The sequence below is a fragment of the Phenylobacterium sp. genome (assembly GCF_035309685.1).
Taxonomy (GTDB): domain Bacteria; phylum Pseudomonadota; class Alphaproteobacteria; order Caulobacterales; family Caulobacteraceae; genus Phenylobacterium.
In genome coordinates, this window is record NZ_DATGEX010000044.1 from 74,000 (window position 1) to 94,733 (window position 20,734).

Genomic DNA, 20,734 nt, shown 5'->3' on the forward strand with positions numbered 1-20,734 from the left:
TTGGCCTTGACCGGCGCCTGAGCCCCACCCAAGCTCGCCGCCGATGACCGCCTCCGCCCTGCCACGACCCGAGGCGGCCCGTCCGGTGGGCCTGATCATCGCCCTGTGCCTGGCCGCGGCGCTGTGCGAAGGCTTCGATATCCAGATCGCCGGCGTCTCGGCGGCCGGCATCGGCCGTGAGTTCCATCCCAGCCCCGGCGCGCTCGGCTGGTTCTTCAGCGCCGCCAATATCGGCCTCCTGATCGGCGCGGTGATCGGCGGGCGGCTCTCGGACCGGATCGGGCGCAAGCCCGTGCTGGTCGCATCCCTGGCGGTGTTCGGCCTGTTCTCGCTTTCGACGACGCTGGTCCATGACATGCAGACGCTCACGGCTGTGCGCCTGCTGACCGGGCTTGGGCTCGGCGGCTGCATGCCCAACCTCATCGCCGCGGCGGCGGGCGCGCGGGGCGCGACGCCGCGGGGCGGCGACATCGGCACGAGCTACATCGGCATGCCGTTGGGCGGCGCCATCGCCAGCCTGATCGCCGTCGTGCTGCCCGCCGATCACTGGCGTCAGCTCTTCATCGTCGGCGGGCTCACGCCGCTGGCCGCCGCCGCGGCCATGGCGGCCTTCATGCCGTCCATCGTGGGCCGCGAACCAGCGCAGGCCGCCGCCGCGTCCCGCGACACGATGCGCGACCTTCGCGAACTGTTCGGCGGCCGGCTCGCTCAGACCGCGACCCTGTGGATCGGCCTTTTCCTCGCGGTGCTCACCCTGCACCTGATGCTGAACTGGCTGCCGCTGCTGCTGGTGGCCCAGGGGCTGACCAAGAGCCAGGCGGCGCTGGCCCAGGTCGGCTTCAATGTCGCGGGTTCGGCCGGCGCTCTGCTGGTCGGCCGGCTGCTGGACACCCGGGCCCGCCGCCCCGCCGTTGTACTCTGCGTCAGCGCCCTGCCGCTCATCCTGCTGTCGCTGGCCGCGATCCACGGGCCGGCGACGGCGGGGCTGGCGATGGTGCTGGGCGCCTCGCTGCTCGCCTTGCAGGTCATCCTGTTCAGCGTGGCCGGCTCGATCTACGCGGAGAGGATCCGGGGCACGGGCCTGGGCGCCGCTGTCGGCGTCGGCCGCGTCGGCTCGATCACCGGGCCGGCCTTCGCCGCGGTCCTGCTCGCCTCCGGCGGCAACTCGGCGCAGGTGCTGATGGGCCTGCTGCCGATCGCCGTCGTCGCCGGAATCTGCGCCGCCGCGCTCACCTGGCGCACCCCCGAAGGGCAAGTGTTAGCGACCCATTAAGCATGTCCGGGCGATGGCTATTCCTCTGTCGCAGGGATTCGCTTTGCTCGCTCGCCTCCGCCCCTATCTGCCGACCGCGGTGCTGGTGCTGCTCATCGTCTATTTCGCCCTGAACGCCTTTTCCGGCGACCGCGGCCTGCTGCGCTCCAACCAGCGTGACGAGACCCTGATCGCCAAGACCCGCGAGCTCGCCCAGGTGGAGCGCCAGCGCCAGGACCTGGAGACCCGCGCCCGGCTTTTGCGCGACACCAGCCTTTCCGCCGATCTCCTGGAGGAAAGGGCGCGCTCCCTGCTAGGCTTCGCCGATCCGAGGGACTATGTGATCCACATGAAGCCTTGAGGCCCGTTCGCGGGTTCTTTGAGGACTTACCGACGGATCACGGAGATACGCATGGCGCGTGAGCAGACCGGCGCGGCCGGTCGGCGGAAAGCCAACGGCGCCGATACGCCCAAAGCTGCGGGCGGCGGCGGCAAAGACGAACTGCTGAAGTACTATCGCGACATGCTGCTGATCCGCCGCTTCGAGGAGCGCGCGGGCCAGCTTTACGGCATGGGGCTGATCGGCGGCTTCTGCCACCTCTACATCGGGCAGGAAGCCATCGCGGTCGGCGTGCAGGCGGCGCAGAAGCCCGGCGACCAGGTGATCACCGGCTACCGCGAGCACGGCCACATGCTGGCCTGCGGCATGGACCCCAAGGAGGTGATGGCCGAGCTGACCGGCCGCGCCACGGGGTCGTCGCACGGCAAGGGCGGCTCGATGCACATGTTCTCGACCAAGGCGGCCTTCTATGGCGGCCATGGCATCGTCGGCGCGCAGGTCAGCCTGGGCACCGGCCTGGCGCTCGCCAACCGCTACCGCGACGACAAGAAGGTTTCTTTCACCTACTTCGGCGACGGCGCGGCGAACCAGGGCCAGGTCTACGAGAGCTTCAACATGGCCCAGCTCTGGGACCTGCCGGTGGTCTACATCATCGAGAACAACCAGTACGCCATGGGCACCTCCATCGACCGCTCGTCGTCGGAGACCCATCTCTACAAGCGCGGGACCTCGTTCCGCATCCCGGGCGAAGAGGTCGACGGCATGGACGTGCTGGCCGTGAAGGCCGCCGCCGAGAAGGCCGCCGAGCACGCCCGCTCCGGCAAGGGGCCCTACATCCTGGAGATGAAGACCTACCGCTACCGCGGTCACTCGATGAGCGATCCGGCCAAGTACCGCACCCGCGACGAGGTCGACGAGATCCGCAAGACGCGCGACCCGATCGACCACATCGAGGAGCTGCTGGAAAAGAAGGGCTTCGCCGACGAGGCGACGCTCAAGGCGATCGATGCCGAGGTGAAGCGCATCGTCGCCGACGCCGCGGAGTTCGCCCGCACCAGCCCTGAGCCCGATCCCTCCGAACTCTACACCGACGTCTACACCAACATTGTGCAGGAACCCTCGGAGGTCCCGGCATGACCGACGTCCTGATGCCGGCGCTCTCCCCGACCATGGAGGAGGGCACGCTCGCCAAGTGGCACGTGAAGGTCGGCGACAAGGTGCGCTCCGGCGACGTGATCGCCGAGATCGAGACCGACAAGGCGACCATGGAGGTCGAGGCGGTCGACGAGGGAACCGTCGAGGCCCTGCTCGTCGCGGAAGGCGCCGAGGAGGTGAAGGTCAACACGCCGATCGCGCGGCTCTCCGGCGAGGATGGCGCGGCGTCCGCCCCGCCCGCGCCCAAGGCCGAAGCTCCCAAGGCCGAGGCGCCGATGGAGGACCCGCAGCCGGCGTCCCGCGCCGAAGCCAAGGGCGATCCCGTGCGCGCGGCGGCCCCGGCTGCGGCGGCGCCGGCGACCACGCTGAAGGACCCCGACCTGCCGGACGGCGTGAAGCTGGTGAAGGTCACGGTGCGCGACGCGCTGCGCGACGCCATGGCCGAGGAGATGCGCCGCGATCCGGACGTCTTCCTGATGGGCGAGGAAGTCGCCCAGTACCAGGGCGCCTACAAGGTCAGCCGCGACCTGTTGCAGGAGTTCGGCGACAAGCGCGTGGTCGACACCCCGATCACCGAATACGGCTTCGCGGGCCTGGGCGTCGGCGCGGCCATGGCGGGCCTGAAGCCGATCGTCGAATTCATGACCTTCAACTTCGCCATGCAGGCCATTGATCACATTATCAATTCGGCGGCCAAGACGCTCTATATGTCCGGCGGCCAGATCAAGACCTCCATCGTCTTCCGCGGCCCCAATGGCGCGGCGGCCCGGGTCGGGGCGCAGCACAGCCAGGACTACGCGGGCTGGTACGGGCACGTGCCGGGCCTCAAGGTGCTGGCCCCCTACGACGCGGCCGACGCAAAGGGCCTGCTGAAGGCGGCGATCCGCGACCCGAACCCGGTGGTCTTCCTCGAAAACGAGATGCTCTACGGGACCGAGTTCGACGTGCCCGAGGGCGTCGATTGGGTGGTTCCCATCGGCAAGGCCAAGGTCAGGCGCGAAGGCGCCGGCGTCACGCTCGTTTCCTATTCGCGGATGGTCGGCTTCTGCCTGCAGGCCGCCGAGGAACTGGCCAAAGAAGGCATCGAGGCCGAGGTCGTCGACCTGCGCACGATCCGCCCGATGGACATCGACACCGTGGTCGACAGCGTCAAGAAGACCAACCGCCTGGTGACCGTCGAGGAGGGCTGGGGCCCGATGGGCGTCGGCGCCGAGGTCTGCGCCAGGGTCACCGAGCTCGCCTTCGACTACCTCGACGCCCCGCCGGCCCGCGTTCACCAGGAAGACGTGCCGCTGCCCTACGCCGCCAACCTGGAGGCGCTGTCGCTGCCCTCGGTCGACAAGATCGTGCAGGCGGCCAAGGCGGTCAGCTACAAATGAGCGCCTCCTTTTCGTCTTCCGGCGAAGGCCGGGAAAGCCCGCTCACCTGGCGCGCCGGCGGCTGCCATTGCGGCGGCGTGCGCTTCGAAGCCGCCTTGCCGCAGGTGGTCGAGGCGCAAAGCTGCAACTGCTCCATGTGCGCCAAGACCGGCTTCGTGCATATCATCGTGCCGGAGAGCCGCTTCCGGATCACCAAGGGCGCGGAACGGCTGGCCGAGTACACCTTCAACACCCGGGTGGCGAAGCACCTGTTCTGCGCCGACTGCGGGATCAAGAGCTTCTACCGGCCGCGCTCCAACCCCGACGGCTGGAGCGTCAACGCCCGCTGTCTGGATACGACCGAAGGCCTGGATCTGCGGATCGAGGCCTTCGACGGCCAGAACTGGGAAGCCAACGCCCACGGCCTGGCCCATCTCTCCAAGGAGCCCGCATGACGGAGTTGGCCGGGCGCTGCCATTGCGGGGCTATCCGCGTGGAACTGACGACCGCGCTGCGGGCCGAAGACCTGCCGCTGCGGGCCTGCCAATGCAGCTTCTGCCGCCGGCATGGGGCGCTGACCACCAGCGATCCGCAAGGCCTGCTGCACATCGAGGCCGCGCCGGGCTCGGCCAACCGCTATCGGTTCGGCCTGGGGATTACAGACTTCCTGCTCTGTGCGGAATGCGGGGTCTATGTCGCCGCGACCATGGAGGCCGAAGGGCGGCTCACCGCGGTCCTGAACGTCGCCGGCGTCGACCTGCCGGGCTTCCAGGGCCGCACGCCCACGCCGATGATCTACGATGACGAGACACCCGGCGAGCGCGTTGCGCGGCGGGCCGACCGCTGGATGCCCGCGGTCTTTGTCGAAACCCAGCCGAGCGCCTGACGCATGCCGATCGACATCCTCATGCCCGCCCTGTCGCCCACCATGGAGGAGGGCACCCTCGCGAAATGGCACGTGAAGAAGGGCGACACGGTGAAGTCCGGCGACGTGATCGCCGAGATCGAGACCGACAAGGCCACCATGGAGGTCGAAGCCGTCGACGAGGGCCAGATCGAGGAGATTCTGGTTCCGGAGGGGACGGAAGGCGTGAAGGTCAACGCGCCCATCGCCAGGCTCTCGGGCGACGACGCAGGTAGCGCCGCGCCGGCGCCTAAAACCTCCACCGAAGCGAAGACTTCGGGGGAGGGGGACCGCGAAGCGGTGGAGGGGGCGCTGCCGCCCGCTCAGAGCACGGCCCCAACGCCCCCTCCGTCACCTCCGGTGACACCTCCCCCGCAGGCGGGTGAGGTTTCGAAACCGCAAGCCCCGGCTTCCAAGACTGACGGCGGCCGTATCTTCGCCTCGCCTCTGGCCCGGCGGATCGCTGAGCAAAAGGGCCTGGACCTTTCGAGCCTGAAGGGCACCGGCCCGCACGGCCGGATCGTGAAGGCTGACGTGGAGAACGCCGAACCCGGCCAGGCCAAGGCTCCGGCCGCAGCGCCCGGCGGCCAACCGTCAGCAGCGCCCGCAGCGCCCCGCCAGGTCCAGTCGCTGGAGCAGCAGGGCATCCCGGCCGGCAGCTACGACCTCATCCCGCTGGACGGCATGCGCAAGACCGTCGCCCGGCGGATGACCGAGAGCTTCCGCGACGTGCCGCACTTCCCGCTGACCGTCGACATCGAGCTCGATGCGCTGCTGGCGGCGCGGGCGAAGATCAACACCATGCTGGAGAAGTCCGGCGGCAAGGTCAGCGTCAACGACATGGTGATCAAGGCCGCCGCCGTGGCCCTTATGCAGGTCAAGGAGGCCAACGCCTCCTACACGCCCGACGGCATCGCCATGCACCACCACGCCGACATCGCCATGGCGGTTGCCGTGCCCGGCGGCCTGATCACGCCGATCATCCGCGCCGCCGAGACCAAGGGCCTGGCCCAGATCGCCGCCGAGGCCAAGGACCTGGCCGAACGCGCGCGGACCAAGAAGCTGAAGCCCGAGGAGTTCCAGGGCGGCACCTTCTCGATCTCGAACCTCGGGATGTTCGGCATCAAGTCCTTCGCCTCGATCATCAACGAGCCGCAGGGCGCGATCCTGTCGGTGGGCGCGGGCGAGAAGCGGGCGATCGTGCGCGGCGACCAGCTGGCGGTGGCCACGGTGATGACCGTCACGCTCACCTGCGATCACCGCGTGGTCGACGGGGCGATCGGCGCGCGCTGGCTCGCCGCCTTCAAGCCGCTGATCGAAGACCCGATCACGATGATTGTTTGAGGGCGCGATGAGCATCTACGACTTCACCGCCGAGACCCTGGACGGCCAGCCGGCGCCGCTTTCCCAGTGGAAGGACAAGGTCGTCCTGATCGTCAACACGGCCAGCAAGTGCGGCTTCACCCCGCAGTACGCGGGCCTGGAGGCGCTCTACACCAAGTACAGGGATCGGGGGCTGGTGGTGCTGGGTTTCCCCTGCAATCAGTTCGGGGCGCAGGAGCCCGGCGACGCCGAAGAGATCGCCAGCTTCTGCTCGCTGACCTTCGACGTCGACTTCCCGATGATGCGGAAGGTCGACGTCAATGGCCCCACCGCGCACCCGCTCTACGCCTATCTGAAGAAGGCCAGGAAGGGTCTGCTGGGCTCCGAAGGGATCAAGTGGAACTTCACCAAGTTCCTGGTCGACCGGAAGGGCGAGGTCGTGGGCCGCTACGCCCCGACCGACACGCCGCAGTCGCTGGAAGGCGCCATCGAGGCGCTGCTGTAATGGCTGACAGCTTCGACCTGATCATCATCGGCTCGGGCCCCGGCGGCTACGTGACCGCCATCCGCGCCAGCCAGCTCGGCATGAAGGTGGCCATCGTGGAGCGCGAGCTGCTGGGCGGCATCTGCCTGAACTGGGGCTGCATCCCCACCAAGGCGCTCTTGAAGTCCGGCGAGGTCTACGAACAGCTCGATCACCTGGCCGACTACGGCCTGAAGATCGAAAAGCGCGGCTTCGACTTCGACGCGGTCGTGAAGCGTTCGCGCAAGGTCAGCGCCCAGCTCAACGCCGGCGTCGCCTTCCTGATGAAGAAGCACAAGGTCGAGGTGGTCGAGGGGACCGCCAAGCTCGCCAAGGGTAGCCCCGCGCCGAGCGTCGTCGTCGCCTTGAAGGCCGGCGGCTCGCGGACCCTGACCGCCAAGAACGTCATCCTGGCCACCGGTGCGCGGGCCCGCACGATTCCCGCCGTCGGGCTGGAGCCGGACGGCGAACGGGTCTGGACCTACCGCGAGGCCCTGGTTCCCAAGTCCGCGCCCAAGAGCCTGATCGTCATCGGCTCCGGCGCCATCGGCATCGAATTCGCCAGCTTCTTCCGGGCCTTGGGCTCGGATGTTACGGTGATCGAGGCCCTGCCGCGCATCCTGCCGGTGGAGGACGAGGAGGTCTCCAAGGCCGCCCACAAGGCCTTCGAGAAGCGCGGCCTGAAGTTCCGGGTTCCAGCCAACGTCAAGAAGCTCTCCAAGACCAAGTCCGGCGTCGCCGTCGAGATCGAGGCCGGTGGCAAGACCGAGACCCTGGAGGCCGACGTGGCCATCGTCGCGGTCGGAATCGTCGGCAACGTCGAGGACCTGGGCCTGGAAGCGCTCGGCGTGAAGGTCGAGAAGACCCACATCGTCACCGACAAGCATGGCGCGACCGGCGTGCCCGGCCTCTACGCCATCGGCGACGTGGCCGGCCCGCCCTGGCTCGCCCACAAGGCCAGCCACGAGGGCGTCCACTGCGTCGAGCACATCGCGGGGTTGAAGCCGACCAACATCGAGAGCCCGATCCCCGGCTGCACCTACTCGACGCCGCAGATCGCTTCGGTGGGCCTGACCGAAGCCCAGGCCAAGGAACAGGGGCTCGACCCCAAGGTCGGGCGCTTCCCGTTCCGGGTGAACGGCAAGGCGATCGCGTCCGGCGAACTCGACGGCTTCGTGAAGACGGTGTTCGACGGCAAGACCGGAGCCCTGATCGGCGCCCACATGATCGGCGCCGAGGTCACCGAGATGATCCAGGGCTACGTCATCGCCATGACCTGCGAGGCCACCGAGGCCGAGCTGCAGGGCGCGGTCTTCCCGCACCCGACCATGAGCGAGGCCATGCACGAGGCCTCGTTGGACGCCTACGGGATGGTCCTGCACATCTGATGTGAGTTCCGGGCGTTTGCGGCGACGGGCCGGCGCGAGCTAGGCTCGCAGCCCAAGTTCGCGCGCCGGGGAGGGCCGTTCTGAAATCTCCGCTGAACCGGCTCCGCCAGGGTTGGAACGGGTCTGTCGTCCGTTGCGCCGGCATGGCGATCGCGGCCGGCGGCTGGCGCTCGCCGATCGCCGGAGTCCTGCTGATCGTCGGCGCGGGCCTGCCGGCGCTGGAGATCGTGGCGCTGGGGGCCCTGGTGGGGTCGCTGCCGGCGACGATCCATGCCGGGTTCGGCTCGCCCGCGGGACACCGCACGGTGCAGACGCTGGCGGCCTGGGGCGGACTGATGCTGCTGTTGCAGATCGTGCCGCGGATCCGCGCCGCGATCGTCACCGCCATGGGGTGGCGGCTGGACTCCCGGCTGCGCCAGCGGACCATGGCGGCGGTCAACCGGCCCTGGGGCATCGCGCACCTGGAAGACCCCGCCATCGCCAACCTGATCTCCCAGACCGGCGGCATCGGCGTCGCCGGCTATACGCCCGGCGTGGCGTTCAACCAGCTGATCAGCGTGCGGGTCGCCACCACGCTCAGCGCGCTCGCCTCCGGCGCCCTGATCATCGGCTATCACTGGTGGGCCGCAGTTCTGTTGGTCGGCGTGCTGCTGGTGTTCGGCGTGGTCCGGGCGCGGACCTTCACCCGGATGACCAGCGCCGTGGTCGGGCAAACGACCGCGGTGCGGCGCGCCGAATATTTCCGCAACCTGGCCCTTTCGGCGAGCTCGGCGAAGGATGTGCGGCTGCTTGGCATCGGGGACTGGATCGTCGGGCGGTTGCGCGCGGAGTGGCAGTCGGGCCTGGCCGAGCGCCAGACCGCGGAGGGTTGGGCCTTTCCGCTGACCCTGGCCGGGACCGTACTGGTGACCGTGGCGAACGGGCTGGTGCTGGTCCTGCTCGCCCACGACGCCGCGACGGGCGTGATCAGCCTGGGCGCGATGGTGGTCTATCTCCGGGCGGCGACAGGACTGGGTGCGCTGGCCCAGAGCGGGCAGGCGGACTCCATCATCGCCCATGGCGCGGCCTCGATCCCCGCGATCCTCGAACTGGAACGGCTTACGGCTCCGCCGCAAGGACCCCCGCTCGCGGCCCTGCCGGCGGACGCGCCGGCGCGGGACATCTGTTTCGACAAGGTGAGCTTCACCTACGCCGGCGCCGCGACGCCGGTGCTGAAGGACCTCGATCTGACCATCCCGGCGGGCCAGTCCATGGCGCTGGTGGGCGTGAACGGCGCGGGCAAGACCACCCTCGTCAAACTGCTCGCCCGGCTCTACGACCCCACCAGCGGCGCGGTGCGGGTGGATGGGGCCGACCTGCGCGACGTCGACCCGAAGGATTGGCAGCGGCGCATCGCGGCGATCTTCCAGGACTTCCTGAAGTACGGCCTGCCGGCCCGCGACAACATCGGCTTCGGCGGCCTGGCCATGGCCGGCGACCAGGCGGCCCTGGAGCGCGCCGCGGCCAAGGCCGGGGTGCTGGAGCGCATCCAGGCGCTGCCGGCCGGCTGGGACACGCCGCTGTCGCGCCATTTCACCGGCGGCGCGGACCTGTCGGGCGGGGAGTGGCAGAGGATCGGTCTCGCCCGCGCCCTCTTCGCCGTGGAGGCCGGCGCCACGGTGCTGATCCTCGACGAGCCCACCGCCAACCTCGACATCCGCGCTGAGGCCGAGCTCTACGACCGCTTCCTGGACATGACCCGCGGGCTCACGACGCTGCTGATCTCGCACCGGTTCTCGACCGTGCGCCGCGCCGACCGGATCTGCGTGCTGGAGGATGGCGCGGTCCTGGAGCTGGGGAGCCATGACGAGCTGATGGCCAGGGGCGGCCGCTACGCCGAGATGTTCACCCTGCAGTCGCAGCGCTTCCTCGAGGCGGCGGAGGCGCCGGCATGAAAGGCCTAAAAACCCTGCGCGAGATGGTCCGCGCCGCCGGCGCCTTCACCCGGCTGGCCTTTGCCGCCGCGCCCGGACGCGCCACGACCGCCATGGGGTTCGAGTTCCTGGGCGCGGCCTTTGCCCTGGTCAGTTCCTACCAGATCAAGGGCGTGGTGCAGGCCGTCTCCAGCGGCCCGCCGCAGCATGCGGTGGCCGCCGCCCTGGTGCTCGCCGCCACCAGCGGCGCCGGCTCGTTGTGCTTCGTGATCTATGGCCAGATCTCGCCGCGGATGGTCGAGGCGATCACGGTCCACCTGGACGGCGAGCTGGTGCGGCTGACCGCGCGCATCCCGACCATCGAGTTCGCTGACCGGCCGATCCACGCCGACAAGATCAGCCTGATCCGCAATTCCCGGCAGCAGTTAGCCCAGGGCCTGCAGGTCGTGGCGGTCAATTTCCGCCTGATCATCACGCTGGTCGGCACCTTCGTGATCCTGATCGGCGTCGATCCGTGGCTGGCGCTCCTGCCGCTGTTCGCCATTCCTCGCGCCCTGGCGGGACAGGAGGCACGGCGCCTGACCGTGCGCGCCCAGGAGGCCACCGCCGAGCCCATGCGGCTGCGGGGTCACATCTTCAACCATGCCACCTCGCCGGTGGCGGGCAAGGAGCTGCGGATCTTCGGCCTCGGCGAGGAACTGGCCCAACGCTACCGCCGCATCAGCGAGACCACGCGGCATCTGAATGTCCGGTCCAACTGGGGCGGGGCGCTTTGGTCGGCGCTCGGCGACACGATCTTCACCGTCGGCTGCATCGCCGCCGTGGCCTGGCTCGTCGTGCAGGCGGCCGCGGGCCACGTCAGCCCGGGCGGCGTGGTCATGGCCGCGACCCTGGTCACCGGCCTGATCCTGCAGATGAACGCCGCCCTGCAGATGACCCAGTACCTGCAGTCGTTGTCCACCACGGCCGAGCGCTATCTCTGGCTGGAGGACTTCTCCAACGCCGCGGCGAAGGCGGCGCTCGGCGAGACGCCCAGTCCGGCCGTCCTGCGCCGCGGCATCACCCTGGACAGCGTCTCCTTCGCCTATCCGGACCGCGACAAGCCGGTGTTGGCCGACGTCACCCTGGAGATCCCCGCCGGCAAGGTGATCGCGCTGGTCGGCGAAAACGGCTCGGGCAAGTCGACGCTGGTGAAGCTGCTCTGCGGGTTCTACCGCCCGTCAGCGGGTCGCATCCTGATCGACGACACCGATCTCGCCGACATCGCGCCGGCCGACTGGCGCGGGCGGATCGGCGGCGCCTTCCAGGACTTCACCAACTTCGAGACCCCGATGCACGAGAGCGTCGGCCTGGGCGACCTGCCGCACCTGGGCGACCGCGCGCGGGCCGCCGCCGCCATGGACCGCGCGGGCGGCGCCGACCTCGCCAGACTGAACGCCCAGGGGCTGGATGTCATGCTGGGCAAGAAGTGGGGCGGCATCGACCTCTCCGGCGGCCAGTGGCAGAAGCTGGCGCTGGGCCGCGCCCTGATGCGCGACGCGCCGCTCCTGGTGGTGTTCGACGAGCCGGCCGCGGCGCTCGACGCCAGCGCCGAGCACGACCTCTTCGAGCGCTTCGCGGCCGAGGCGCGATCGGGCCAGTCGGCGGGCCGCGCGACCCTGCTCATTTCGCACCGCTTCTCGACCGTCCGCATGGCCGACGCGATCGCGGTGCTGGACGCCGGCCGGATCGCCGAATTCGGCAGCCACGAGGCGTTGATGAGGGCCAGCGGCAAATACGCCGAGCTGTTCGAGATCCAGGCCAGCGCCTACCGCTAGGTCCGCCCCGTCAGGCGATCGAGTCTAGCGGAACAAGATCGAAGCGATTGATCCGGCCCCACTTCCCGACCGCCGCGCTCACCTGAGGCATGGCGGCTAGCGCATGCCATCGCGCCTCAATGGTCGCCAGGTAGGGCAGGGAGCCAGAATCCGCCGGCAAGTCCTGGATCGCACTCAGCGCGGCCAAACGGCTTTGCGGATCGGCAATGCGCCGGGCGAGGACAGTGTCTGCCTCCTGGAGTTCGCCGGCGCAGAGCAAGGCGCCGACCAGGACGGCGGGCTCCCAAGCCTCATGGGCGCGCAGGAAAGCGAGCTGGGTCTCGGCCGCAGCGCGGTCGCCGAGTTGCGCCGCCACGCAGGCACGTGTTTGGGCCAGCTTCATTCGCTGCGGTCGGTCAAAATCGGCTTCGTCGATTCCATCGAGCCATGACTTCGCCTCCTGGGCGCGTCCAGCCCGCATCAGGGCGTTTCCCGCTTGCAGGCTGGCCGTCACCGAGCAGCGGCACGAGGCGGCGGTTGTGAGGCTGCTAACGCCCTGGTCGAGGTGACCAGCCCCTACGAGAGCCGAGGCCCGCCACGCATCGAAGGCTTCGACGTTTCCCATGTCATCGAAGGGCGGCTCGGAGCGCCGCGCGCGCAGGATGGATTGCAGGGTGGCGTCCGCGACGGCGAGAGCATCGGCAGGGCGATCCAGGATCATCAGCGCCCGAATCTGGGCGATGCGCGCGCCGAGCAGTCGCGGATTTGCCTCGACATAGCTGCGAACGCGATCGAGCTGGCGTTCGGCGACCGCCCTTGGGTCTCTCGCGGCGGCAGCCGCCGGCATGATGGCGTCGAAGCGGCGGTCCGCCAGCAAGGCGACCAAAACACCGGGTTGGGTGATCTTGGCGGCGGCCCTTCGCGCCCCGGCGACGTCTCCGATATTCTGCAGGGCCTCGGCCTCATGCAGCCAGATAGGGCTTAGATCGTCGGTGGCGAAGACGGGCTGCCAGCCTTCTCGTTCAATCTCTCGCCCCAGGGCGACGCGGGCTGCATCCCGGTTCGGTAGGTCACCGAGTAGGGCGTCGAACGCCAGCAGCCGCGCGCCGAAGAACGTCGAGAAGATTGGCTTGCCCTGGGTCCGGAGGTGCTGAAAGACCGCAAAGGCGTCTCCGCTTTGGCCTGTGATAATCGCGCCGTGCAGCCGGCTATCCCAGTCTTCCGCGCTCGCCTGCTCGCTCTGGGTCGCGCGGACAAATGCTGGATAGGCTTCATCCCATCGACCGCGATCCCTCGCAGCAGCGGCGTAGAGCGCAGCGACTTCGTACTGCGTGGGCTTCGAGAGTTGGTTGAACACCTCATCCTGCATGGCCGGTTGGAGCGAGATAAGGACACGCTCCGCGTCCCCGTCCTGTGCAGCCACAAGCGCCGTGTCGAGGATCGCGGCGATCATCCGGTCGCCAGCGGCTTGTGGCGCTTTGACCGCCGCTGAGCTGCTCGTCGAAAGAAACGCCGCCATCATCACGGCGAGAATGACCTTCATGGAAGCCTCACGCGCTTACTCAGACGCTTACCGTGAGGCCGCAGCCTTAAGTTGCGGTTCGTCGAGATGGTGAACGCGCTAGGCGGCGCGCATCAGCTCCGCGTCGACGATGCGCTGCAGGGCCACATAGTCGGTCTTGCCGGTGCCGAGCACCGGGATCTCGGCCACCCGGATGATCTTGCGCGGCACCGCGATCTCCGGGGCGCCGATGGATTGGGCGTGGGCGATCAGCGGGCCGGAGTCGGCGTCGCGGCGGTCGGTGACCAGGATCAGCCGCTCGCCCTTCTTGGGGTCGGGGAGGGCGACCACGGCGTGGCGGTCGTCGGGCCAGACGGCGCAGGCCAGGTCCTCCGCGGCGGTGAGCGAGACCATCTCGCCGCCGACCTTGGCGAAACGCTTCACCCGCCCCTTGATCTTCACCCAGCCGTCGTCGCCGATCGAGACCACGTCGCCGGTGTCGTGCCAGCCGTCCACCGGAGGCTGGATGGACCCATCGGCGGCCAGATAGCCCGCCATGACATTGGGGCCCCGTACATAGAGCTTGCCGCCACCGGGGATGCCTTCCACCGGCTCCAGGCGCGTCTCCATGCCGGGCAGCAGGCCGCCGACCGTGCCGCGGCGGTTGTCCAGCGGCTTGTTGACCGCGATCACCGGCGAGGCCTCCGTCGCCCCATAGCCTTCCAGCAGCGGCACATCGCCAAACTTCTCGTGGATCAGGTTGTGGGTCTCGTCGCGCACCCGCTCGGCGCCGCAGACCACGAACCGCAGACCCGACAGCTCGTCGGGCTCGGCCGAGCGGGCGTACTGATTGACGAAGGTGTCGGTGGCCAGCAGCACCGAGGCCTTGGTGTCCTTGATCAGCGGCGGGATCTGCTTGATGTGCAGCGGCGAAGGGTACTGGAACGCCTTCATCCCGCGCAGGATCGGCAGCAGCACCCCGGCGGTGAGGCCGAAGCAGTGGAAGGTGGGCAGGGGGTTGAAGAACACCCAGTCCGGGTCCAGCGGGATGTGGGCGGCGACCTGCAGCACATTGGCCACCAGGTTCTCCTGGCTCAGCACCACACCCTTGGGGGCGCCGAAGCTGCCGGAGGTGAAGAGCACGACACCCGGGTCGGAGGGCTTGCTGGCCGCCCGGAACTGCTTGGGGAAGGCGCCCGCGGCGGCGGCGAACAGCTTGTCCGGCAGGCCGATGGTGGCGCGCACGTCTTCCAGGTAGGTGACGGTGGTCAGCGTCTCCAGCGCGTCGACCAGGTCGTGCAGCTTGCCCTGCTCGATGAACCGGTGCGAGGTCAGCACCCGCTTGATCCCGGCCAGCTCGCAGGCGGCCTTCAGGTTGCGGATGCCGGCGGTGAAGTTGAGCATGGCCGGCGTGCGGCCGAAGGCGTGCAGGGCGAAGAAGGTCACCACCGAGGCCGAACTGGCCGGCAGCATGACGCCGACCCGCTCGCCCGGCTTGGTCATGGCGGCGATCTTGCGGCCGAGCGCGAAGGCCGCCCGGATCAGGTCGGTGTAGCTCAAGGGGTTTCGCTCCTGGTCCTCCAGGATCGGCTTCTTGGCGCCGTAGGTCTGGCGCGCCTCCACCAGGGCGTCGAACACCGAGGTCTTCGCCTGGCGGGCGTCAAAAGAAACCGACAAAACCCAGCGCCTCCCATTGTTATCGTTGGGATGAGCCTATCGGCTGGGTCCGCCAATGAAAAGATTGGTTACAGGGCGTGATCGCGACCCCGCCACCTACTCCGGGGGCACGGCGGGCTCCGGCAGGACCGGCGGGGTGCTGTCCATATAGGTCAGCCAGTTCTCCCAGACGGTGTGGGTGCGCAGCCGGGTCAGGCCGATGCGGCAGGCCAGGTCTTCGACGGTGCGGATGGTTCCGGCGGACCAGTTGTCGTAGACCGCGCCGCACTCGGCGTCGCGATAGGCCGACCAGGCCCTCTCCGAGGCTTGGAAGCCGCCCAGCGCCTTGGCCGCGCTGGTGTCGCCCGGCGGGGCCGTGGCGGCCTCGCGTTTCAGGCGGCTGCGCGCCGCGGCGGCGTAGCGCGCCAGTTCGGCGTCCGCCCGCTGCAGCCGCTCGCCGAAACAGGCGTTGATCTCCAGGGTGGTCTCCCCGGGACAGCCCGGCGGCGCATGCGCGCCACGGGTCGCGAGCGTCGAGGCGAGCGCCAGGGCAAGTACGAACATTGTGCTTAGGCTCCAAAGACTGCGCGGAGGATGTTGCCGCGGACCGTCAAACGCCAGCCTTCTCGGTCGCGGCGGGAAGAACGGCTTGATCCGGAGCCCTCGACCGCCGATCTAGGGCGCATGGCCGTGGTCATCGACAATCTGAAGGGCGCGATCCGCCCCAGGCATCCGGAAAAGCAGGCGAACCCGGAGACGCCGTTGCTGCGCAAGCCGGACTGGCTGCGCGTCCGCGCGCCGGGCTCGACGGGCTACAACGCCACCCGCGACATCGTGAAGGCCCACGGCCTGGTCACCGTCTGCGAGGAGGCGGCGTGCCCCAACATCGGCGAATGCTGGTCGAAGAGCCACGCCACCATGATGATCATGGGCGAGGTCTGCACGCGGGCCTGCGCCTTCTGCAACGTCGCCACCGGCAAGCCCAATCCGCTCGATCCCACCGAACCGGCCCGCGTCGCCGACGCCGTCGCCAAGATGGGTCTGAAGCATGTGGTCATCACGTCTGTTGACCGCGACGACCTAGCCGACGGCGGGGCCGGGCATTTCGCCGCCGTGGTCCGCGCCATCCGCGCCGCCGCACCCGGCACGACGGTCGAGATCCTGACGCCAGACTTCCTGAGGAAGCCGGTGGAAGCGGCCTACGAAGTGATCGACAGCCGGCCCGACGTCTTCAACCACAACCTTGAGACCGTGCCGCGCCTCTATCTCTCGATCCGGCCGGGCGCGCGCTACTTCCATTCCCTGCGCCTGCTGGAGCGGGTGAAGGAGCGCGATCCGGCCCAGTTCACCAAGTCGGGCGTGATGGTCGGCCTGGGCGAAAGCAAGGAAGAGGTCATGCAGGTGATGGACGACATGCGCTCGGCCGGCGTCGACTTCATCACCATCGGCCAGTACCTGCAGCCGACCCGCAAGCACGCGCCCATCGACCGCTTCGTCCATCCCGACGAGTTCCGCGCCTATGAGGAGATCGCCCGCGCCAAGGGCTTCCTGATGGTGGCGTCCAGCCCGCTCACCCGCTCCTCGCACCATGCCGGCGAGGACTTCGCGCGCCTCCAGGCGGCGCGGGCTGCGCAGGACTCCTCGAGGAATCTGGGCGCCTGAAGCACCACGTCACCAAAGTCCTGCCCTATGCGCCGGACCAGCTGTTCGCCCTGGTCGGCGACGTCATGGCCTATCCCGAGTTTGTGCCATGGATCACCGCCATGCGGACCTGGAACGCGCGGACGCTCCCCGATGGGGCCGAAACCGTCGACGCCGAGGCCGGCGTCGGCTTCTCGTTCCTGAAGGAGCGCTTCTCCACCCGCGTGCGCCGCGACGCCGCCCAACGGCAGATCGAGGTCAACCTGCTGTCCGGTCCCTTCAAGCGTCTCGCCAACCGCTGGCGGTTCTTCGAGGCGGGCGAGGGCCAGACCCGCGTGGAGTTCGATATCGACTTCCAGTTCAAGTCACGCCTGCTGGAAGCCCTGCTCAGCGCCAACTTCGCCCATGCGGTCGAGCGGCTGATGAGCTGCTTCGAGGACCGCGCCAAGGCGCTCTACGGCTAACCGCCATTAAGATAACGGCGGTCTTGGTGAACGCCGCGGTTACGACGCTTGTTAGTCTGTCTGCAACGCCCACGGAGGATTCTGTCGTGCGGTCCGGGCCTTATCGGCCTCGGCAGAGGAAGTTTCTGATGTTCTGGCGTATCTACTTCTGGACCTTCGTGGCGCTCTCCATCCTCAACGCGCTGTCGGCCGCGCTGCGTCCCGAGGCGCTGGCGATCACCGACTGGGTCGACCTGGCGGTGTTCACGCCGATGGCGCTGTTCGCCGTCTGGTCGCAGGCCTTCGACAAATGGCTGGTGCATCCCAACGTCTGGCGCGGCGTCCTGTTCGGCGCGGTGTTCTGGAAATCGATCTCGCTGGGCATCAGCGTGCCGACGCTGATCGCCAGGGTCATAGAGCTCAACGCCAAGTCGGGGATTTCGGCGGCGGAGAGCGCCATCGTGGTGGCCGGCGGCATGGCGATCATCCTGACCGTTCCGCCGCTGGTGGCCGTCTATTGCCGCGCCTATCCGGGCGGCGACCGTCCGCGCATCCGACTGCCCGGGCCCAACGCGCGCCGCCGCGCCGAGGCCAACGCCTAGCTCAGGTCATCCGCTCGCGCAGCATCTCCAGCGCCGACTGAACGGCGGCCAGCTGGATATCGATGCGCTCGTCCAGCTCGAAGAATTCCTGGCGGTGCGTCAGCCCGTGGTTGGTGCGGGCGGTGGCGATGTGGACCGTGCCCACCGGCTTCATCGGCGTGCCGCCGCCGGGGCCGGCGACCCCGGTGATCGCCACGGCCACGTGGGCGTTGGAATTCTCCAGCGCGCCCTCGGCCATCATCCGCGCCACCGGCTCCGACACCGCGCCCAGGTCGGCGATCAGGTCGCCCGGGATGCCCAGCAGCTCCTGCTTGGCGCGGTTGGAATAGGTGACGAAGCCCCGCTCGAAGACGTCGGACGCGCCGGCCACCTGACAGATCGCGCCCGCCACCAGCCCGCCGGTGCAGCTTTCCGCCGTGACGATCCGGAGCGACCGTTCCCGGGCCTCGTCGACGAGCAGGCGCGCCAGGGTCACGATCTCAAGCGAAAACATCTGTGGGGCCTCTCAGGGACGCAGGGCAGGGCGCGCCCCGACCAGAGCATCGGATAGGCTGCACGTTCAAGGCGATTCGCAGCCCCCGGTCCGGCTCCATGACGACGCTCACATCCGACGCCACCGGGCGCCCCAAGGCGCCGCCGGCCCTGTTCGCCGTCACCGTCTTCGCCAGCGCCGCCCTGGTGTTCCTGGTCGAGCCGATGATCGCCAAGCTGGTGCTGCCAAGGCTGGGCGGCAGCCCGTCGGTCTGGAACACCAGCCTGGCCTTCTTCCAGGTCGCGCTGCTGGCCGGCTACGGCTACGCGCACGCCCTGCAGCGGCTGCGGTCGCTGCGCGCCCAGGCCCTGACACACGGCGCGGCCCTGTTGCTGGCCGCCATCGCGCTCCCGCTGCGCATCAATGAGCTGATCGGGCCGCCGTCGTCGAACCATCCGACGCTCTGGCTGCTGGGCGTGCTCACCGTCTCCGTCGGCGCGCCGTTCGCGGTCCTCTCGGCCACGGCGCCCCTGGTGCAGGCCTGGCATGCGCGCGTGTTCGGACCGGATGGCGCGGACGGGCAGGGGAGCGAACCCTACGTCCTCTACGCCGCCAGCAATCTCGGCAGCCTGCTGGCGCTGCTGGCCTATCCGCTGATCGTCGAGCCGACGCTCACCCTGCATGCCCAGCGCTACGGCTGGAGCGGCGGCTACCTGGTGTTCGGCCTGCTGATCGCGGGCCTCGCCATCGCGGTGATCCGCAGCGCCGGCGCCGGCCTAGCCGCCAGGCAAGCCGCCGCGGAGGCCGCGCCGGTCGGCTGGCGCGACCGGCTGGTCTGGGTGGGGCTGGCGGCGATCCCGTCCAGCCTGATGCTGGGGACGACGACCTACATCACCACCGACGTCGCCTCGGCGCCGTTCCTCTGGGTGCTGCCGCTGGCGCTCTACCTGCTGACCTTCATCGTCGCCTTCCAGGCCAGGCCGGCGATCCCCAAGGACGTGACCCTGCTGCTGCAGGCCGCCTTCGTGGCGATCTGCGCGGCCCTGCTGCCGTTCGAGGCGAGCCCGTTTGCGCTGCTGCTGCCGGTGAACCTGGGCGCCTTCTTCTTCACCGCGCTGATGTGCCACCAGGCGCTGGTGGCGCGCCGGCCCGATCCCTCGCGGCTGACCGAATTCTATTTCTGGATGTCGCTGGGCGGCGTGGTCGGCGGCGGCTTCAACGCCTTCCTGGCCCCGGTGATCTTCGACAACGTCTGGGAATATCCCCTGGTGCTGATCCTGGCCTGCCTGGTGCGGCCGCAGGGCGACGGGAAGATCGAACCCTTCACCTGGACCATGCTGGTCCTGGGCGTCGGCTGCGGCCTCGCCATGCCGGTGCTCAACACCTTCGTCGCGCCGCACGTCTATGTGACGCCGGTCTTCGGCGGCCTCACCCAGGCCGAGCTGTTCGATCTGGGCGTGAAGGCCTGCCTGGGCGCCGGCGTGATCGCGGCCTACATGATCCGCCGCCACGGACTGCTCTACTTCGCGGTGATCGCGGTCCTGTCGATCGGCGCGGCGGCGGCGGCGGACCGCACCACGCCGATCCACACCTGGCGCAGCTTCTTCGGGGTCTTACGGGAGTCCGGCACCCAGGTCCCGGCGCTCGGCGGGCCGGTCAGGATGCTGTCGCACGGGACGACCCTGCATGGGGCGGAGGCGGTGACGCCGCGCTGGCAGTGCAATCCCTTGGTCTACTACGCGAACTCGACGCCGATCGGGCAGGTGTTCCTGGGCGAGGCGCGCGCCAAGCCGGCGCTCCGCATCGGCGCGGTGGGCCTCGGCGCCGGCACGGTGTCGGCCTACGTCCGCAGGAGCGACCACCTGACCTTCTTCGAGATCGACCCGCTGGTCATCCGCATCTCGACCGATCCAAAGCACTTCGCCTACACCAGCCGCTGCGCCAAGGGCCCGGTGGACTTCGTGCTGGGCGACGCGCGCCTGACGGTGGCCAGGCAGCCGGCCGAGGTCTTCGACGTCATGCTGCTGGACGCCTTCTCCTCGGATTCCGTTCCGACCCATCTGCTGACCGTCCAGGCCGTGCGCGGCTACCTGACCCACCTGAAGCCGGACGGGGTGCTGATCCTGCACCTCTCCAACCGCAACCTCGATCTGGACGGGCCGGCGGAGGCCGTCGCCAAGGCCGCCGGCGGCGTGGCGCTTATCCAGCACTACCGCAACAAGCCGGGCGAGGATGTCGCCGGCTGGCCATCGCCCGAGGAGGCGGTGATCGTCGCCCGTTCGCCGGCGGGTCTCGCGCCCTTCGCCCACGATCCGCGCTGGGAGCCGACAGACCCCGACCGCGTGCGCCCCTGGACCGACGACTACACCAACCTGTTCGGCGCGCTCTGGCGGCGGCTGCTGCAGAAGATGGATCCGGACAATCCGGCGAACTAGGCCGTCCGGGAACCAAGATCAAGCTGCGCCGT

19 protein-coding genes are annotated in these 20,734 nt (G+C 69.2%); 15 read left to right on the top strand and 4 right to left on the bottom strand.

All coding sequences use genetic code 11. From position 1 onward, the window contains the following. Positions 1-43: 43 nt before the first annotated feature. From VKQ35_RS14540 to VKQ35_RS14590, 11 genes are all read left to right on the top strand, one after another. Positions 44-1,273 (top strand): MFS transporter, encoded by a 1,230-nt coding sequence (locus VKQ35_RS14540; RefSeq protein ID WP_324362823.1) that lies wholly within the window; start codon positions 44-46, stop codon positions 1,271-1,273. A 43-nt stretch (positions 1,274-1,316) separates the two neighbouring features. Continuing rightward, entirely contained in the window at positions 1,317-1,613 is a 297-nt protein-coding gene (locus tag VKQ35_RS14545; protein ID WP_324362825.1) for an FtsB family cell division protein, read from the top strand. Between the two features lie 51 nt (positions 1,614-1,664). Continuing rightward, complete coding sequence (pdhA, locus tag VKQ35_RS14550; protein ID WP_324362827.1) at positions 1,665-2,729, top strand: pyruvate dehydrogenase (acetyl-transferring) E1 component subunit alpha; 1,065 nt, start codon at positions 1,665-1,667, stop codon at positions 2,727-2,729. Next, positions 2,726-4,126, top strand: a complete 1,401-nt coding sequence (locus VKQ35_RS14555) for a pyruvate dehydrogenase complex E1 component subunit beta (RefSeq protein WP_324362829.1) — start codon at positions 2,726-2,728, stop codon at positions 4,124-4,126. Before pdhA ends, VKQ35_RS14555 begins: the two co-directional genes overlap by 4 nt. Beyond that, positions 4,123-4,560, top strand: a complete 438-nt coding sequence (locus tag VKQ35_RS14560; RefSeq protein ID WP_324362831.1) for a GFA family protein — start codon at positions 4,123-4,125, stop codon at positions 4,558-4,560. The genes VKQ35_RS14555 and VKQ35_RS14560 overlap by 4 nt, the downstream gene beginning before the upstream one ends. A gap of 38 nt (positions 4,561-4,598) precedes the next feature. Next, entirely contained in the window at positions 4,599-4,991 is a 393-nt protein-coding gene (locus tag VKQ35_RS14565; protein WP_324362833.1) for an aldehyde-activating protein, read from the top strand. A gap of 3 nt (positions 4,992-4,994) precedes the next feature. Further along, entirely contained in the window at positions 4,995-6,353 is a 1,359-nt protein-coding gene (locus VKQ35_RS14570) for a pyruvate dehydrogenase complex dihydrolipoamide acetyltransferase (protein ID WP_324362835.1), read from the top strand. 7 nt (positions 6,354-6,360) lie between these two features. Next, entirely contained in the window at positions 6,361-6,837 is a 477-nt protein-coding gene (locus tag VKQ35_RS14575; protein WP_324362837.1) for a glutathione peroxidase, read from the top strand. Next, positions 6,837-8,243 carry a dihydrolipoyl dehydrogenase gene (lpdA, locus tag VKQ35_RS14580; protein ID WP_324362839.1) on the top strand — a complete coding sequence of 469 codons (1,407 nt, stop codon included), beginning with the start codon at positions 6,837-6,839 and terminating at the stop codon, positions 8,241-8,243. The genes VKQ35_RS14575 and lpdA overlap by 1 nt, the downstream gene beginning before the upstream one ends. A 143-nt stretch (positions 8,244-8,386) precedes the next feature. Next, positions 8,387-10,177: an ABC transporter ATP-binding protein gene (locus tag VKQ35_RS14585; RefSeq protein ID WP_324362841.1), complete on the top strand. Its 1,791-nt coding sequence runs from the start codon at positions 8,387-8,389 to the stop codon at positions 10,175-10,177. Then, a complete protein-coding gene (locus VKQ35_RS14590) occupies positions 10,174-11,973 on the top strand; it encodes an ABC transporter ATP-binding protein (RefSeq protein ID WP_324362843.1) in 1,800 nt (599 codons plus the stop codon). The genes VKQ35_RS14585 and VKQ35_RS14590 overlap by 4 nt, the downstream gene beginning before the upstream one ends. A gap of 10 nt (positions 11,974-11,983) precedes the next feature. On the opposite strand, the gene VKQ35_RS14595 is transcribed toward VKQ35_RS14590, so the two are convergent. The 3 genes from VKQ35_RS14595 to VKQ35_RS14605 all read right to left on the bottom strand — a co-directional run bounded on the left by VKQ35_RS14595 (position 11,984) and on the right by VKQ35_RS14605 (position 15,673). Then, positions 11,984-13,495, bottom strand: coding sequence for a hypothetical protein (locus VKQ35_RS14595; RefSeq protein WP_324362846.1), 1,512 nt, complete (start codon positions 13,493-13,495; stop codon positions 11,984-11,986). Between the two features lie 78 nt (positions 13,496-13,573). Beyond that, entirely contained in the window at positions 13,574-15,130 is a 1,557-nt protein-coding gene (locus tag VKQ35_RS14600) for an AMP-binding protein (RefSeq protein WP_324362847.1), read from the bottom strand. A 96-nt stretch (positions 15,131-15,226) separates the two neighbouring features. Further along, on the bottom strand, positions 15,227-15,673 hold the full coding sequence (locus VKQ35_RS14605; RefSeq protein WP_324362849.1) for a lysozyme inhibitor LprI family protein: 447 nt from the start codon (positions 15,671-15,673) through the stop codon (positions 15,227-15,229). A gap of 120 nt (positions 15,674-15,793) precedes the next feature. On the opposite strand from VKQ35_RS14605, the gene lipA reads away from it, so the two are divergent. The 3 genes from lipA (at position 15,794) to VKQ35_RS14620 (ending at position 17,795) form a co-directional block, all read left to right on the top strand. Beyond that, positions 15,794-16,771, top strand: coding sequence for a lipoyl synthase (gene lipA / locus VKQ35_RS14610; RefSeq protein ID WP_324362851.1), 978 nt, complete (start codon positions 15,794-15,796; stop codon positions 16,769-16,771). After that, positions 16,768-17,214: a type II toxin-antitoxin system RatA family toxin gene (locus tag VKQ35_RS14615; RefSeq protein ID WP_324362872.1), complete on the top strand. Its 447-nt coding sequence runs from the start codon at positions 16,768-16,770 to the stop codon at positions 17,212-17,214. The genes lipA and VKQ35_RS14615 overlap by 4 nt, the downstream gene beginning before the upstream one ends. A 128-nt stretch (positions 17,215-17,342) precedes the next feature. Next, entirely contained in the window at positions 17,343-17,795 is a 453-nt protein-coding gene (locus VKQ35_RS14620) for a hypothetical protein (protein ID WP_324362853.1), read from the top strand. Between the two features lies 1 nt (position 17,796). Here VKQ35_RS14620 and VKQ35_RS14625 read toward each other — a convergent pair whose 3' ends face one another. Further along, a complete protein-coding gene (locus tag VKQ35_RS14625) occupies positions 17,797-18,288 on the bottom strand; it encodes a CinA family protein (RefSeq protein ID WP_324362855.1) in 492 nt (163 codons plus the stop codon). A 98-nt stretch (positions 18,289-18,386) separates the two neighbouring features. Between VKQ35_RS14625 and VKQ35_RS14630 the strand changes: the two genes are divergently transcribed. After that, positions 18,387-20,702 (top strand): fused MFS/spermidine synthase, encoded by a 2,316-nt coding sequence (locus tag VKQ35_RS14630; RefSeq protein WP_324362857.1) that lies wholly within the window; start codon positions 18,387-18,389, stop codon positions 20,700-20,702. Positions 20,703-20,734 lie beyond the last annotated feature (32 nt).

Coding starts and splice junctions, on each gene's coding strand:
- VKQ35_RS14540 (WP_324362823.1), top strand. CDS start 44: ATGACCGCCTCCGCCCTGCCACGACCCGAGGCGGCCCGTCCGGTGGGC.
- pdhA (WP_324362827.1), top strand. CDS start 1,665: ATGGCGCGTGAGCAGACCGGCGCGGCCGGTCGGCGGAAAGCCAACGGC.
- VKQ35_RS14555 (WP_324362829.1), top strand. CDS start 2,726: ATGACCGACGTCCTGATGCCGGCGCTCTCCCCGACCATGGAGGAGGGC.
- VKQ35_RS14560 (WP_324362831.1), top strand. CDS start 4,123: ATGAGCGCCTCCTTTTCGTCTTCCGGCGAAGGCCGGGAAAGCCCGCTC.
- VKQ35_RS14570 (WP_324362835.1), top strand. CDS start 4,995: ATGCCGATCGACATCCTCATGCCCGCCCTGTCGCCCACCATGGAGGAG.
- VKQ35_RS14575 (WP_324362837.1), top strand. CDS start 6,361: ATGAGCATCTACGACTTCACCGCCGAGACCCTGGACGGCCAGCCGGCG.
- lpdA (WP_324362839.1), top strand. CDS start 6,837: ATGGCTGACAGCTTCGACCTGATCATCATCGGCTCGGGCCCCGGCGGC.
- VKQ35_RS14585 (WP_324362841.1), top strand. CDS start 8,387: ATGGCGATCGCGGCCGGCGGCTGGCGCTCGCCGATCGCCGGAGTCCTG.
- VKQ35_RS14590 (WP_324362843.1), top strand. CDS start 10,174: ATGAAAGGCCTAAAAACCCTGCGCGAGATGGTCCGCGCCGCCGGCGCC.
- VKQ35_RS14595 (WP_324362846.1), bottom strand. CDS start 13,495: ATGAAGGTCATTCTCGCCGTGATGATGGCGGCGTTTCTTTCGACGAGC.
- VKQ35_RS14605 (WP_324362849.1), bottom strand. CDS start 15,673: ATGTTCGTACTTGCCCTGGCGCTCGCCTCGACGCTCGCGACCCGTGGC.
- lipA (WP_324362851.1), top strand. CDS start 15,794: ATGGCCGTGGTCATCGACAATCTGAAGGGCGCGATCCGCCCCAGGCAT.
- VKQ35_RS14620 (WP_324362853.1), top strand. CDS start 17,343: ATGTTCTGGCGTATCTACTTCTGGACCTTCGTGGCGCTCTCCATCCTC.
- VKQ35_RS14625 (WP_324362855.1), bottom strand. CDS start 18,288: ATGTTTTCGCTTGAGATCGTGACCCTGGCGCGCCTGCTCGTCGACGAG.
- VKQ35_RS14630 (WP_324362857.1), top strand. CDS start 18,387: ATGACGACGCTCACATCCGACGCCACCGGGCGCCCCAAGGCGCCGCCG.